Origin of the sequence: Sorangium sp. So ce1504 (assembly GCF_051521635.1) — a bacterium.
Taxonomy (GTDB): Bacteria; Myxococcota_A; Polyangia; order Polyangiales; family Polyangiaceae; genus Sorangium; species Sorangium cellulosum_B.
Map to the genome: position 1 here is coordinate 12,117,030 of NZ_CP150365.1, position 15,930 is coordinate 12,132,959.

At 72.4% G+C, this 15,930-nt stretch carries 7 protein-coding genes; 6 read left to right on the forward strand and 1 reads right to left on the reverse strand.

Going from position 1 to position 15,930, the window contains the following annotated elements:
• The first annotated feature begins 352 nt into the window (after positions 1-352).
• Entirely contained in the window at positions 353-2,836 is a 2,484-nt protein-coding gene (locus tag WMF39_RS45660) for a caspase family protein (protein WP_437742697.1), read from the forward strand.
• A gap of 223 nt (positions 2,837-3,059) precedes the next feature.
• Here WMF39_RS45660 and WMF39_RS45665 read toward each other — a convergent pair whose 3' ends face one another.
• Positions 3,060-4,784: an ABC transporter substrate-binding protein gene (locus WMF39_RS45665; RefSeq protein ID WP_437742698.1), complete on the reverse strand. Its 1,725-nt coding sequence runs from the start codon at positions 4,782-4,784 to the stop codon at positions 3,060-3,062.
• Between the two features lie 460 nt (positions 4,785-5,244).
• Between WMF39_RS45665 and WMF39_RS45670 the strand changes: the two genes are divergently transcribed.
• From WMF39_RS45670 to WMF39_RS45690, 5 genes are all read left to right on the forward strand, one after another.
• On the forward strand, positions 5,245-6,108 hold the full coding sequence (locus tag WMF39_RS45670) for a hypothetical protein (RefSeq protein WP_437742699.1): 864 nt from the start codon (positions 5,245-5,247) through the stop codon (positions 6,106-6,108).
• 185 nt (positions 6,109-6,293) lie between these two features.
• On the forward strand, positions 6,294-7,316 hold the full coding sequence (locus WMF39_RS45675) for a hypothetical protein (protein ID WP_437742700.1): 1,023 nt from the start codon (positions 6,294-6,296) through the stop codon (positions 7,314-7,316).
• 57 nt (positions 7,317-7,373) lie between these two features.
• Positions 7,374-8,666: a PP2C family protein-serine/threonine phosphatase gene (locus tag WMF39_RS45680; protein ID WP_437742701.1), complete on the forward strand. Its 1,293-nt coding sequence runs from the start codon at positions 7,374-7,376 to the stop codon at positions 8,664-8,666.
• A 122-nt stretch (positions 8,667-8,788) separates the two neighbouring features.
• Positions 8,789-12,472, forward strand: coding sequence for an FIST N-terminal domain-containing protein (locus WMF39_RS45685; protein ID WP_437742702.1), 3,684 nt, complete (start codon positions 8,789-8,791; stop codon positions 12,470-12,472).
• Positions 12,473-12,539: 67 nt separating this feature from the next.
• Positions 12,540-15,890: a protein kinase domain-containing protein gene (locus WMF39_RS45690; protein ID WP_437742703.1), complete on the forward strand. Its 3,351-nt coding sequence runs from the start codon at positions 12,540-12,542 to the stop codon at positions 15,888-15,890.
• Positions 15,891-15,930: the final 40 nt, after the last annotated feature.

Consider the following 15,930-nt stretch of genomic DNA (forward strand, 5'->3'; position numbering starts at 1 on the left):
TCGATTGGACATAACGAGGGTCGCCTCGAGGTGTGCGGTCATTTCAGGTGCACCCAGGCCGACGCGTCCTGATGTGTCGGCCGCCTCGAGCGCATCCGTTTGAGGGTGGCGACGTACTCGTTCGCGACCCTGGAAATGCCTGATGACACCGTGTCCAGGCGGCCCGAAAGCAGGCCGTCTGGGCGCTCGCTCGCTCCCTTGTCTCCCCGGTCTCGATACGGCGGCAGGGGCGGGGCCCTCACCGGTTGAGCGAAGCGAGGTCCACCAGCGTGCCCGGCAACCCTATCGAGAGCGCCTGACGGTCACGCGGGGCGGTCTCGGCCTCGCCCCGCTTTTGACAGGAGGTATTCACATGGCATCGAAGAGAGCGTTATTGACGGCGATCAACAACTACGGTAGCGAGGACAACAACCTCCCGAGCTGCCTCGAGGATGCAGCCAAGTTCCGTTCGCTGCTGAGCGAGCGCTACGGCTTCAGTGAGTTCAAGGAGCTCTACGACGGCGACGCTACCGTCGCCAACGTGGAGGCGGGGCTCGCCTGGCTATTCGAGAATGTCGGCCCTGATGACCGGCTGGTCTTCTTCTACTCTGGCCATGGCTTTCAGCAGCCGCGTGGCGAGAACCTCGAAGAGTGCCTGGTCCTCGGCGACATGCAGTTCCTGTTCGACAACCGCCTGAGCGAGCTCAGCCAGACGGCCCCGCCTGGCGTGCTCACGGTGGTGCTCGATTCTTGTTTCTCCGGCGGGATGCAGAAGCAGGTCGCGATGGGCGGGCGCATCGAGCTCGTGCGCAGCAAGGCGTGGTCACCGCCGCCGGACGTGCAGCAGGAGCAAAAGAGCCTCATCGGCAGGCCGCTCGTCCCGCGGCCCTTCGGCAGCGTGCAGATCGCGAGCGACGCGGGCGTCAAGCGGCTGGTGCTGGGCCGGGAGGCGATCGCCGCGGGGAAGGCGGCCGCGCCGGGCGAAGGCGGTGGGGACGAGACCGATCAGCTCACCTTCAATGGACTGCTGCTCTCGGCCTGCTCCGAGAACGAGACGGCGGCGGCCTCGACCTCGGCGACCGAGGGCCTGTCGGCCTTCTCGTCCGCGCTGCAGCAAGTGCTCGGCGCTGCGGGCGACGAGCCGTCGATCGCCGAGGTGCACGAGGGCGTCCGCGCCAAGCTCCAGGAGATGGGGTTCCGGCAGACTCCGCTCTTGAAGGTGCCGGCGGAGCCGGCCGGCCTCGCTGAGTCGAGCTTCCTGACGCTGGCTCCTGGCGCAGCCGCCGCGCCGGCCGAGGCACCCGGCCAGCCCGCGAAGGGCGCCGCGAAGAGCGCCCAGCCCACGAGGACCACGGCCGGCAGCGCAGCGCCCGGCTCGCCGCCGAACGCCAGGCCGGCGACCGGTGGCGCCGCGATGTCGCCGACCACGCCGGCGGAGGGGCAGCCACGGCAGCCCCAGGCCGAGCCGACCCCCGCGGGCGCAACAGCAGCGCGGCCCGCGACGCAGCAGCAGCGCCCGGCCGAGGCAGCCCCTGAGGGCGCCACAGCGCGGCCCGCGACGCAGCAGCAGCGCCCGGCCGAGGCAGCGCCCGCGGGCGCGACAGGAGCGCGGCCCGCGACGCCGCCGGCCGCCGCGGCGGGCGGACAGCAGCGGCAGCAAGGTGCGACGTCCCAGGCGACAGGCACGGCGGCCGCACCACCGGTGAACACGGACAGGAGAGAACAGGAGGGCGCTTCGATGGATACCATGCAAATGAGCGAAGAGAAGTGGATAGGCCTTGCCGCCAGCGTCACCGCATCGCTCGTCCCGGAGGTGATCCGGGCGGTCCGGCGCAAGGACTTCGCGCCCGAAGCCGGGGCCGCGAACGGTGGGTACGCCGGCAACGGCGAGTTCGCAGGCGCGGAAGAGAAGTGGGTGGCGGCGCTCGCGCGGGTGGCTGTGCCAGCCGCGATCAGCGCGGTGCCGGGAATGATCAACGCAATCCGAGGCAAAGACGCCTCCTTCGAGCAGGCCTCGCCGGCCATCGCCGCGGGCGGGGCGCCGCGGCAGCAAGGCGCGACGTCCCAGGCGACAGGCGCCGGGGCGCCACAGGCCAACACGGGCATGAGAGCGCAGGCGGGAGCGCCGGCGGATGCCACGCAAATGAGTGAAGAGAAGTGGATAGGCCTCGCTGCCAGCGTCACCGCATCGCTCGTCCCCGAGGTGATCCGGGCGGTCCGGCGCAAGCAGTTCGCGCCCGAAGCGCCGGCCACGGACGGTGGGTACAACACCGGTGACGGCGAGTTCGCAGGCGCGGAAGAGAAGTGGGTGGCGGCGCTCGCGCGCGCGGCTGTGCCAGCCGCGATCAGCGCGGTGCCTGGCATGATCAGCGCGATCCGAGGCAAAGACGCCTCCTTCGAGCAGACCCCGCCGGCTGCGACCCGGCCGCCCGCTGGCGGCGCCGAAGGCGAAGAGAAGTGGCTGCCGCTCGCCATCGGGATCGCCACCTCGGTCGTTCCTGAGGTGATCCGGGCGGTCCGGCGCAAGGACTTCGCGCCCGAAGCCGGGGCCGCCAACGGTGTGTACGCCGGGAACGGCGATACCGCAGACGCCGAGGAGAAGTGGGTCGCGGCGCTGGCGCGGGCGGCTGTCCCGGCTGCGATCAGCGCGGTGCCTGGCATGATCAGCGCGATCCGAGGCAAAGACGTCTCCTTCGAGCTGGCGCCGCCGGGGGCGAGCCCGCTGCCCGCTGGCGGCGCCGAGGGCGAAGAGAAGTGGCTACCGCTCGCCATCGGGATCGCCACCTCGGTCGTTCCGGAGGTGATCCGGGCGGTCCGGCGCAAGGACCTCGCCCTCGGGTTCGGGGCCGCCGCCTGACGCACGGCCAACGCAGAAGAGATTTGGGTGGAGGCGCTCGCACGTGGGGTGGAATTTACAGGGCGGCGGGGAGACGGGGAGTGAGATCTCATGAATCTCCCCGTCTCCCCGCCTCCCTGTTCAATTTCTCGCTAAAAATGCCAACAAAATGAGAGGAGTTGTCAAGGGGGGGATCACCGTCGACGCGGCCGGCGGGGTATCCCCCGCGGAGGCCCGCGGCGCGTCACTTCGGCCTGAGCTCCGTGAGGACGAGCAGGTACTCCGGCGGGTTGTTCGGCGACAGCTTGGCGTACGGGTTCTCCTTGGTGGGGAAGCCGGTGAAGCGCTTCGTGCTGTACTCGCCCCAGGACGGGTTCTTGAAGAGCGGGATCACCGGCGCGTTCTGCGCATAGAGCATCTGCACCTCGTCGAGGATGCGCTTCTGCTCGGCTGACTCCGTCGCTGCCTCGAACTGCTGGAGCAGCTTGTCGGCCTCCTTGTCGCCGTAGCGGTGCCAGTTGCGCGCGCTCGCCTCGCCGACGGGCTTCACGAGCTCCGCGGACATGAGATCTCGGTAGTAGTTGTAGGGCGTCGGCTCGACGGTGGTCCACCCCATCGACATGTCGAACGTGCCCTTCTGGAGCGCCTCGAAGAACGCGCTGAAATCGTACGCCTTGAGCGAGGCGTCGATGCCGAGCTGCTTGAGGTTCTGCGTCATGATCTGGACCGCGCGGACCCAGTCGGACCAGCCGGTGACGACGTTGATCTCGAAGCGCATGGGCTTGCCGTCCTTCACCCGGATCCCGTCCGGGCCCGGCGCGTACCCGGCCTCGTCGAGGAGCTGCTTCGCCCTCGCCACGTCGAGCTTCACCCAGTCGCCCGCCGCCACGGCCTTCGGGTTGCGCCAGCGCTCGTAGGAGTCGTCGAGCCCCGTCGCGTCCGCCGGCTGGGTGTAGTCGTTGGACGCGATCTTCACGATCTGCGCCCGATCGATGCCCATGCTGATCGCCTTGCGCACGCGCACGTCGTCGAACGGCTTCTTCGTGCTGTTCGGGTAGAGCGTGGCCATGCCGCCGACGAGCGGGAACCAGTAATGGTGGTTCGCCGGGTCCTTGGCGACATAGACCTTCTCGATCTCGGGGACGAACGCGCCCGCCCAGTCGACCTCGCCGTTGATGATCGCCAGGTTTACCTGGTCGTTGCCCGGGTACGCCGGGAAGCGCAGCCCATCGACGGCCGGCTTCCCCTTCTGCCAGTAGTTCGGGTTCTTGCCGAGCTCGTACACCTGGTTCTGGAAGGTCTTGATCTCGGTGAACGGCCCCGTCGCCACGGGGTTCTCGTTCGCGTACGTGACCGGATCGGCGACGTCCTTCCATTTGTGCTCCGGCACGATCGGCTGGTGGCCGATGTAGCTGAGCCCCGGGACGTACGGCCGCTTCAACGCGAACTCGACCGTCGTGTCGTCCGTCGCCTTCACGGACTCGACGAACTTCCACACCCCCGAGAGGTCGAGCGCGGGGTGCTTCTTCAGGAGCTCGAACGTGAACACCACGTCCTTCGCCGAGAACGCTTGTCCATCCGACCACTGGACGCCGGAGCGGGTCGTCAAGGTGAGCCTCTTGTTCCCGTCGCTCCACGCGTATTTCGTGGCGAGCCACGGCGTGTACTCGCCCTTCATCGTGTTGAAGATGAGCATCGGCTCGTAGATGCCGGCGACCGTCGGGAACCGCACGCTCCCCTCGGCGAGCAGGGGGTTGAAGCTCCGCACCCAGGAAGCCTGCTGCTCCCTCGAGATCGTGACCATCGAGGCGCCCTTCGCCGCAGGCTTCGGCGCGGGCGCCGCCGACGCGTCCGGAGCGCCACGAGCCGCCTCGGCTTTCTCCTTGGAAGAACAGCCCGCTGCGGCGCTGGCGGAAAGCATCAGCGCCGATAGAAAGAAGATGCGACGCGACATAAGTCCAGTCTTCATGACAAGCCTCTCCGCGCGGGCGACGTCGGGTCCCCGCGACGCTCCATCCCCGTGACAGCGCGCGGCGCCGAAGCCCGGCAAACAAGGGACGACGGACGAGCGCGCGAGGTCCTCCACGCCGTGCTCGGCATGGCAAGGCGCACTTTACCGGTTAAGCCGTGTGGGTGTCAATGTGCAGATCTGGCAGGCGCCGCGCGCTCCGCCGCCGTCCGGCGAGGGACGCCTGGACTGGAACTGGACTGGAACTGGAACTGGAGCTGGATGTGGACGCCTGTCCGAGCGGGTCGCGCGCCCGCGCTCCCCGGACAGGCGAGCCCTCCGCCTTCATGCTTCATGTCGGAGAGAAGGCGCTGACTGAAAGTTAACCATGTTGACAAAGCGCCGTCGGAAAAGATAGATGTCGTAGTGTTGCCCTGAACTTGAAATCGATTCACTTCCCCTCTGCCAAGGAGCTCCTCCCATGAGATCGAATCCGCTGGTGAACAAGCCCTGGAGCGCTCATCTCGGCTCGGCGTTGGCGCTGATCGTCGCTCCCCTGGCGCTGGGCTGTGTGAGCGAGATGGGTGATGAGGACGAGGGGACCCTGGACGAGCCCGTCGGGGAGGCCCAGGCGGCGATCGGCTGGTCGGGGTACAGCTGGGGATGCGGCGGGAGCTGCGAGCTCAACCTGGGGACGGACGTCGACCGGACGTGTTTCCTCGCAGGCGTCTGGGGCAAGCTCGGAGCCAGCTCTCAGGCCGCGGTGCGCGTGCAGCGGTCCGGCGGGGACTGGATCCTCAACGTCGATGCCGCCAGCGGCCAGAACCTGGGCGCCAACGCCGTGTGCGTCAACACGGCGGAGAACAGGACGGCTCAATTCACCTGGACCTGGGGACCGGGGGAGGGCCTGCCGACGAGCCTGGGATTCGGCACGTCGTCACGGCGGTGCTTCCTCACGCAGGTGATCAGCGACGGCGCGTTCAGGTTCAACAACTGGATCACGGACTACGCGAGGGTGCGAAAGGATGCCTCGGGCGAGTGGTTCCTCGAGGGCGTCAGCACCACGGGCGTGGATACCCCGGTGACGGCCACGGTGAAGGCCATCTGCGTGGACGTGCCGCAAAACTACGGTGCATGGCAGTGGCTCGCCGGCAACAACCATCGCATCGATCCTCTGGCGAGCAATTCGGTCGGCGGGGTGGCGTGCGGCATGACAGGGCTGGGCGGGCCCTTCACGTCGAACAACTGGACCGATGGCGTCTGGCTCGAGTACAATCCAACGACGCTCGACTGGGAGCAGCACACCGTCAACAACAAGACGGCCTGGTCTCAGTGCGTCCGGTGACCGGCACGGCGGCGCCGCCGCCCCTGCATGTGCGGTCGTCTGCGGGGGCGAGCGTCCCCCGCGCCTCCACGCCCACGCGGCGGCTCGGCGTCTTCACGGCGCCTCTCGGACGCGCGCTGTGATGTAATGGGCCGTGTCCACCCCCCAGGGCAGCGGCTGCCCGGGGGATAACCCGCGGTGAGCCCTTGAGCGCCTCTCCTCCCAAAGCGACGATCGCCGTCCTCGAGCGGAACCGCGTCGTCGGCCAGCGCATCGCCCGCGCGATGTCCGCTGCCTCCGGCCTGCAGGACGTCCCCGTCGCCAGCGATCCCGCCGAGCTGCGCGCCCGGCTGTCCGAGCGACCCCTCCTGCTCGGCTGCGACGCCGCCGATCTCGACCTCGCGCTCGAGTGGGCGGCCGAGCGATACCCCAGCATGCACCTGCTCGTGTGGACCTCGGGCAGCACCGACGCGATCCTCCACGCCGCCCTGAAGGAGCCCCGCCTCTCCAGCATCGTCGGCTGGCCGAGCTTCGCCTCCATGCCGCGGCCCTGGGAGATCGCCCTCGCCGCCCGCCGCATCCTCAAGCCGCTCGCCCTGCCGCCTCGGCTCTCCGACCTGCTCTCCTGGGGCGCCACCATCGTGAAATGGCGCCCCCGCACGAGCGACGACCGCGACCGCACCGTCGCCGAGGTCGCGCACTGGGCCGAGCGCTCCGGCGCCCCCGCGCGGGTCGCCGAGCGGATCGCCGCCCTCGCGCACGAGCTGCTCATGAACGCCATGTATGACGCCCCCGTCGACCGCCGCGGCCGCCCCCGCTACGCGCACGACAGGCGGCGCGACCTCGTGCTCGAGGAGAACGAGATCCCCACCCTGCGCCTCGGCACCGACGGCGCGTACCTCGCCCTCCAGGCCCACGATCCGTTCGGCGGCCTCCGGCGACACCACGTCTTCGAGGGCATCACCCGCGGCCTGAGCGCCCGCGGCGCCGACTCGACCAGCGCCCCCGTGCTCGACACGTCGCGCGGCGGCGCCGGGCTCGGCATGCTCAAGATCTACGCGGCCGGCGCCGTGCTGGTCGTCGACGTCTCGCCCATGGCCTCGACCATGGTCACGTCCTTCTGGGACCTCGACGTCAACCCGCGCGAGTTCCGCTCGCTCCCGGCGTCCCTCCACTTCTTCGAGCGCTCCACGCCGGCGATGGAGACGCTGGAGCGGACCGGGTGGTGACGCCCGCGCTCGCCGCGCGCGGCGCAAGAGGACGACGAGCCGGCCGAGGCGGGCGCCATGGCTGAGATCGATCCGCTCCTCGCGCGGCAGCTCAGGCGCCTCGGGCTCGAGGACCTTGACGCGCCGCCCGACAGGGAGACCTGGCACAAGGTGGTCGCGCGCATCAGCGAGCACTACCGCCACGTCGCCGACGATCGGAGCCTGCTCACCCGCTCGCTCGACCTCTCCACGAACGAGATGGGCGCGCTGCACCGGCAGCTCCTGGCCGAGCGGGACCGCCTGCGCAGCGTCGTCGTGGCCATCGGGGACGCGCTGACCATCTTCCACGACGCCGCGAGCTCGCAGGTCGAGCCGTCGCGGCCGATCGAGGTCGGCTCGACGATCTCCACGGCCAAGCGGCGCTTCGCGTCGAAGCTCGGCGAGCTCTTCTCCCTGAGCAGCGCGGCGCCCGGCGGCGCGACCCAGGCCGCGCCTGGCAGCGCGACCCAGGCCCCCGCCGGCCAGGACGCCGCAGGCGCGAGCGGCTCGGACGAGGCCATCAACGAGGTCCGCGTCCAGCTCGTCGCGCTCGGGGACCGGCTGGTGCAGCTGCTCTACGACACGGCGGAGAAGGCGTCGCTGAAGAAGCAGCTCGAGGTCGCGCGCGCCGTCCAGCAGATGCTCGTGCCGAGCGAGGACGTCATCGAGCGGCCCTCCCTGCGGCTCGCCAGCCACTTCCAGCCCGCGGCGGAGTGCGGCGGCGACTGGTGGACGTTCCACGATCTGCCGGACGGCAGGCTGCTCACCGTCGTCGGCGACGTGACCGGGCACGGCATCTCGTCCGCGATCATCACGGGGGCGGCGAAGGCCGCCTGCGACGTCGTGCGCACGTTCGCGCGCGAGGCGATCAGCCCGGCGCAGCTGCTGCGGGTCATGAACTGCTCGATCTTCGAGGCGGGGCAGCAGAAGTTCCTGATGACCTGCGCGGCGTGCATCTTCGACCCCGGCGCCGGCTCGATGACCCTCGCGAACGCCGGGCACCCGTTCCCCTACCTGGTCAGGAACAACGCGATCCGGCAGCTCGCCGCGCAGGGCGAGCCGCTCGGCGCGGCGAGCTCGGCCGAGTACACGTCGAGCACCGTCGCCCTGGAGGGCGGCGACGCGCTCCTCTGGTTCACCGACGGCGTGACCGAGTGCGAGAACGAGTCGAGCGAGCAGTTCAGCGAGAAGCGGCTGCGATCGCTCTTCCAGAGCGTGGCCGCCTGCGCGCCCGAGGAGGCGAGGGACGCGATCGTCGCGGCGGTGTCCAGGTTCCGCGGCGAGCGCGCCCTCGACGACGACGTGACGCTCGTCGTGGCCCGCGTGTCGTGAGGATTTTGTAGAGGGCCAGGGGCGTACGAGCGAGCTCGACCGCCGCGTCATGACGCCCGCCCGTCGCGACACGACGCCCGTCGTCGCCCGCGTGCTGTAGTAGCCTGAGAGCGAGGAGATCCATGATCCTCGAGACCTTCCACTACGATCGGGACACCAAGAAGTGGTCCGTGCGGGTGCTGCCGGTGCTCGACAGCGAGCGGACGCTGGTGCTGGCGTTCGGGGCGCCGGAGCTCCTCGACGACCCCGGGGCGATCCGCGAGCTGCGGCGGGCGTACCCGCGGTCGCACATGGTGGGGTGCTCGAGCGCGGGGGAGATCGCGGGCACGTCGGTGCGCGACGGGACGCTGACGGTGGCGGTGGCGCGGTTCGAGCGGACGACGCTCGCGACGGCGCAGGTCGAGGTGGCGAGCGCGTCTGCGTCGTTCGCCGCGGGGCAGGCGCTGGCGCGCAAGCTGGAGCGGCCGGGGCTGCGCGGGGTGCTGGTGCTGTCGGAGGGGCTCGGGGTGAACGGCAGCCAGCTGGTGCGCGGGCTGAACGCGGTGCTGCCGGAGTCGGTGGTGGTGACCGGGGGCCTGTCCGGGGACGGGACGCAGTTCAAGCGGACGTGGGTGTGCGCGGGGGACGTGGTGCGCAGCGGGCTCGTGGCGGCCGTGGGGCTGTACGGCGAGCACGTGGTGATCCAGCACGGGTCCAAGGGGGGCTGGGACAAGTTCGGGCCGGAGCGCGTGGTGACGCGCTCGGAGGGCAACGTGCTCTACGAGGTCGACGGCCGCCCGGCGCTCTCGCTGTACAAGGAGTACCTCGGGGACAAGGCGGCGGAGCTGCCGGCGTCGGCGCTCCTGTTCCCGCTGGCGTTGCGCGCGACGGCGCAGGACGAGAAGGCGCTGGTGCGGACGGTGCTGGCGGTGGACCACGACGCGCAGTCGCTGACGTTCGCGGGGGACGTGCCGAGAGGGCACCTGGTGCAGCTGATGAAGGCGGACTTCGAGCGGCTGATCGGGGGCGCGGAGCTGGCGGCGAGGGCGGCGAGCGAGGCGGGAAGGGCGGGCGGGGACAGCGCGCTGGCGATCGCGATCAGCTGCGTGGGGCGCCGGATCGTGCTGGGCGACCGGACCGAGGAAGAGGTCGAGGCGGTGGCGGACGTGCTGCCGAAGGGCACGCAGGTGACGGGGTTCTATTCGTACGGGGAGATCTCGCCGTACGCGACCGGCCACTGCGACCTGCACAACCAGACCATGACCCTCACCGTGCTCTCCGAGGCGCCCACGCCGCTCGCCAGGAGCGAAGGCCCGCGGGAGCGAAGGCCGCGCGCCGCGAAGCGGGCGCCGGCCGTGGCGGCGCGCGTCGTCGCGCAGCCGGCCGGCGGGATGGCGGAGTTCGAGGAGCTCGAGATCGCGTCGGACTCGACGTTCACGTCCGAGACCTCCTTCGACGCGCCGGCGTCGGCGTCGAGCGCGACGCCGGGGCCGTCGCCGCTGTCGCCGGGGCGCGAGGGCGAGGAGCCGCGGCCGACCATCCGGGTGCCGCCGAACGGCCGCAGGGCGTCGCGCCCGCAAAGCGCCGAGCCCGCCTCGGGGCCGGTCTCGTCGGGGCACAGCCCCACCACCGTGGACCGGCCGCCGCCCGCCGCCTGGGCGCCCCGCGCCGCGCCGACGCGGAGCGTGCCGCCCGCCGGCGCCGCCGGCCGCCTCGACAGCCTCGCGTTCGATCGGCGCACGATCGGCGACGTCCTCGTCGTCCGGCTCGCCGGGCGCATGACCGAGGCGTTCAAGGGGGCGGCGCTCGCGCGGGAGCTCGAGGGCAAGGTCCTGCTCGACCTCGCCGGCGTCGAGCGGATCACGTCGTTCGGCGTCCGCGAGTGGCTCCAGATGATCCATGCGGCCCAGCCGCGCCTCCGCGCTCTCTACCTCGCGCGCTGCTCCGAGCCGGTCATCAACCAGCTCAGCATGATCCGGCGGTTCGCCGGCAACGGGCGGGTCGTCTCGTTCTATGCGCCGTACTGCTGCGAGTCGTGCGGCGCCCAGTTCGAGCGCCTCGTCGACTGCGCCCACGACGCGGCCTCGCTCGCCGAGGGCAAGCCGCCCGACGCGGTGTGCCCCCGCTGCGACGGCGCCGGCGCCTTCGACGACGACGCGGAGACGTATTTCGGGTTCGTCGCCCAGCACGGCGCCGGCGCGATCCCGCCGGAGGTGCGCGAGATCCTCCACGAGCTCGAGAGGGCCGACGAGCCCGCCGTCGGCGACGTGGTGGAGAAGTCCGTCGAGGGGCGCGTCACCCGCTTCAAGGTGGGCAGCAAGCTGACCGCGACGATCCGCTGGAGCCGCATCATCGACGGCCTCGAGGGCCAGGTCGTCTTCGATCTGAGCAACGTCCCCGCGGTCACCGCCGACGGCGCGGCGCGCTTCGAGTCGGCGCTCCGCAAGCTCGACGGCGCCGTCGAGGCGATCCGCATCGAGGGCTGTCCCCGGCTGCTCGCCGAGCGCACGGCGGGCCCCTCGTGGCCCGAGCTCGCGCGGATCGAGTCCGCGGTCGTCGAGGGCCGCTGCGCGTCCTGCAGCGCGACCCGGACGGTGCTCGTCGAGGTCGATCGGCACGCCCCCCTGCTCCGCGGCGGCCACGACCCGAGCGTCACCTGCAAGCGCTGCAACACGCCGCTCGCCTTCGACGGCTCCCGCTCGCTGCTCTACGTCCTCGGCGCCCACGCGACGCGCGCCCCCTCGGTCCCGCCGCCGCCCGCCCTGCCTGCGGCGAGCCCGCAGCAGCAGCCGGCCGCGGCGCCCGAGGCGCAGCAGCACGGCGCGGGCGCCGCCGCGCCGCAGCAGCGCGGCGCGGGCGGCAACGCGGCGTTCCTCGCGCTGCTCGGCGGGGTGGCGCTCGCGGCCGCCGGCTTCGCGGCGTGGCGCGGCGGCGTCGGCCCCGCCGCGCCAGGGGCCTCGGCGGGGCCCGCTGCTTCGGCAGCGCCCGCGGCCTCAGCGGCCTCGGCGGCCCCAGCGGCCTCGGCGGCCCCAGCGGCCTCGGCAGCACCCGCGGGGGAGGCGCGCGCGCCGGGGCCGCCCGCGAGCGGCCCCGGCACGGCGGGCTGGTCGGTCATGGACGACCTCCCGCCCGCGTGGGTGGAGCGGCCGTTCGTCGTCGAGGGCGAGAGCGTGCTCGTCGTCGGCCGCGGCGGCCCCGCGGCCAGCGAGTCGGGCGCGCTCGCGGCGGCGCGCAACGGCGCGATCGAGCGCCTCACGTCCGGCCTCGCCGCGGAGCTCGCGGGCTCTCCCGCGGCCGAGCTCCTCGTCGCGCAGCCGCCGGCCGAGGCCAGGGCGGCGCAGCGCGCGGAGATCGTCGAGCGCATCGCCGGGCGCTTCCTCGCGCAGGTCGGCGCGTTCGCGACGCCCGAGCGCGTGGACGCCGTCGTGCGGCGGGAAGGCGACGGCGTGCTCGCCTTTGCGCGGTACAGGCTGTCCCGGCAGAGCTTCGACGCGGCCGCGGAGCTCTACCGCCAGACGGCCACGTTCCAGGGGCTCACCGTGGCGCGCTTCTTCCCGCAGCTCGAGGCGCGGGTACGCACCTCCGGCGAGCTCGTCGTCGTCGCGGCGGAGCGCTCGCAGCGCGGCGCGGATCCAGGGATCGTCGCGGGGGACGTCGTGCTCTCGGTCAACGATCGCCCCGTCCATTCGGTCGAGATCTTCGGGAAGGCCGCGGCGGACGCGTGGGCGCGCGCGCCGGCCGGTGGTACGATGACCCTCCAGATCGAGTCGCGCGGTGAGCGCCGCAGCGTGAGCTTCGCGAAATCCCAGGCCGAAGGCCCTCGATGAGCACCATGACCGCCCGCCGCGCTCCTGGAGAAGTGACGCCGCCGGCCCGAGCGATGGAGGTGGTCGAATGACCGAGCGCCACGCCGCTGGCCCCATGAGCGTCGGCTCGCGCCACCCCACCACGCTCGGCAGGTACAGCCTGATCAAGAAGATCGGGATGGGCGGCATGGCCGAGATCTGGGTGGCCTCCGTCGCGGGCATCTCGGGCGTGAGGAAGATCTGCGTGGTCAAGCGCATCCTCCCGCACCTCGTCGACAGCCCCGAGTTCGTGCGGATGTTCCTCGACGAGGCGCGCATCGCCGCCACCCTGGACCACCCCAACCTCGTCCAGATGTACGACATCGAGGACGTCGACGGCGTGCCGGTCATCGCGATGGAGTACCTCCACGGCGAGGATCTCAGGACCGTCCGGAAGTCGCTCCGGTCGGCGAACCGGCGGATGCCGATCGAGCACGCGATCACCATCGCGGCGGGCATCGCGGCGGGGCTCCACTACGCGCACGAGAAGGTCGGCTTCGACGGCAAGCCGCTCGACATCGTCCACCGCGACGTGTCCCCGCACAACGTGATCGTCACCTACGACGGGGCCGTGAAGATCCTCGACTTCGGGATCGCGAAGGCGGCGAACCGCGTCAACGAGACGCGCGACGGCGCGCTCAAGGGCAAGGTCCCGTACATGTCGCCCGAGCAGTGCACGAGCGAGCACCTCGATCGCCGGAGCGACATCTACTCGGTCGGCCTCCTGCTCTACGAGATGTCGACGGGGAGCCGGATGTTCCGGCGCGGCGCCACCGAGTTCGAGCTGATGCGGGCGATCGTCGAGGACCCCGTGCTGCCGCCGAGCGAGGTCTGCGCCGACTACCCGCCGGGGCTGGAGCGCATCCTGCTCAAGTGCCTGGAGCGGGATCGGGAGAAGCGGTACGCGACCGCGAGGGATCTCCAGATCGACCTCGAGGCGTTCGCCCGGGAGGAGCGGCTCGCCACCTCGGCGCTCGCCCTGTCGTCGTTCATGTCGGAGCTGTTCGGCCAGCGCGTGGAGGTGTGGCGGGGCGCGCTCGCCTCGGGGGCGGACCTCGAATCGCACATCGTCGAGAAGCAGGAGGCGATACAGAACGAGGACTCCTTCGCGGGCGCGCTCGACGCCGTGGGCGGGGCGCCGCAGGCCGCCGAGACCGGCCGCCCGGGCGGGGTCGCCACGAAGCTCTCGGCGCCGCTCTTCGCGGCGTCGCGTCCCGACGCCGCGGGGGATCTGGACACGCCGCCGCGATCCAGGAGGCTCCCCGCGCTGTCGCTCGCGGACGCCGGCCCCGGGGCGGAGCCCGAGGGGGCGCACGGGCACGGGCCGCGGGCCCTCACGGTGACCAAGCGGAGGCTGGGCAGCCTGCTGATCGTCTCGCTGTCGGGGCGGATGACCGAGGAGCTCCAGGGCCTCGCGGTCGCGCGCGGCATCTCCGGCCGCGTGCTCTTCGATCTGGGCGGGGTGCAGCGGGTCACGTCGTTCGGCGTGCGCGAGTGGATGGCGATGCTGGCCGAGGTGTCGCGGAGCGCGTCCGAGATCTACATCGGCCGCTGCACCGAGCCGATCGTGAACCAGATCAGCATGATCCGCCGCTTCTTCGGGGACGGGCGCGTCGTGTCGTTCTACGGCCCGTACCGGTGCGAGCGCTGCGGCGCCGCCTTCGATCGGCTGTTCGACTGCGACAGGGACGCGCACCTCGTCAGGACGCACGAGCCGCCCGCGAGCCCCTGCCCGCGCTGCGGCGCGGCGGCGGTGTTCGACGACGACGCCGAGAGCTACTTCGCGTTCGCGGCGAGCCAAGCGGGGATCGATCTGCCGGCGGACGTGCGGGCGGCGCTCGACGAGCTCGCGCGGCTCGACGCGGGGACCCACGAGGCGATCGAGAAGACGGTCGACGAGCGCGGGACGCGCATCCGCGTGCGCTGCAAGCTCGACGCGCACGTGCGGTGGAAGCGCGCGCTCGACGGGATCGAGGGGGCGCTGGTGCTCGATCTCGCGGGCGCGGCGGGGGTGACGTCCGAGGGCGCGAGGGCGCTCGCGCTGTCGCTCCGCGCGCTGGGCGGCGAGGTGACGTCGATCCAGATCGAGGGCTGTCCCGTGGTGCTGCTCGAGCACCTCGCCTCCGAGAGCCCCCCGCTGCGAGCGGAGGTGGTCTCGGCGATCGTCGAGGGCACCTGCGAGCGGTGCAACGCGCCCCGGCAGACGCTGCTCGACGTGAACGAGGCCGCGCACGCCGCCCGCGAGGACCGGGAGCCGTACGTGCCGTGCAAGCGGTGCAACGCGCCGCTCGCGTTCCCGTGGCTCCGGCCGGCGCTGAGGCGCCTCGGCGCCGCGCCGGAGCCGACGCCCACGCTCGCCGGAGCGCCCGAGCCGGCGACGAAGCGCTCTGCCGCGGGGGGGCACGTGACGACGGCGGGGGCGGGCGCAGGGGCAGGGGCGCCCGCAGGCGCAGCGGCGGGGGCGGGCGCGGGCGCAGCGGCGCCGGCAGCGGCGCGCGCGGGCGCAGCGGCGCCGGCGGGGGCGTCTCCGCCTGCCGCGGCCGTCTCGGCGGCCCGTGGCTCCAGCTCGCGCGGGGTGCTCGCGGCGTTCGCGGCGGGAGCGCTGCTCGTCCTCGCCGTGGCCTTCGCCTACCAGGGCCGGGGACGCCCGCGCACCGCCGCCGGGGCGGACCCGCCGCCCGCGCCGAGCTCGGGGTGGCGCGCGGCGCCGCCGGCCGAGGAGAGCCCTCCGTGGATGGACCGGCCGTTCACCGCCGAGGGCGACGCGATCTTCGTGGTCGGCGAGGGCTCGGGCGCCAGCCGAGAGGCAGCGCTCGCGGTCGCGCGCGCCGACGCGATCTCCCGGCTCGCGAGCAACGTCGTGCCCGCGCTCGCGGGGTCGCAGGCCTACGGCTTCATCCAGGCGCACGGCGGCGGCGCGCGCCGCGCCGGCATGGCGGAGGCCGAGGCGAGCCGCTACCTGAAGCAGGTCGGCGCGTTCGCCACCCCCGAGCGCGTCGACGCGCGCTTCCAGGAGCGCGGCGGCGCGGTGGCGGCCGTCGCGCGCTACCGCATGCGCAAGGAGAGCTTCGACGCGGCCGTGCAGAGCTACCGGAGGACGGTCAGCGCGCTCGGGCTGACCGCGGCGCCCCTCTTTCCGCTGCTCGAAGGCGCGCTGAAGACGAGCGGAGACGCCGTCGTGGTCGCCGTGGAAGACCGCGGCCCCGCCGCGGCCGCGGGCGTCCGCGTCGGCGACGCGGTGGTCGCGATCAATGGCCGGCCGCTCGTCAGCTTTGAAGCGATGCGTCATGCGCTGCCGAGCGCGCAGGAGGGCGCCACCCTCGAGCTCACGCTCGAGTCGGGCGGCGCGCGGCGGACGATCGCGATCAAGAGGCCGAGCGGGGCGCGGGAAGGGGGCTGAGGCAGGGCGGGCCGCGCCGCCGTGGTGCGCTCCCGCGAGC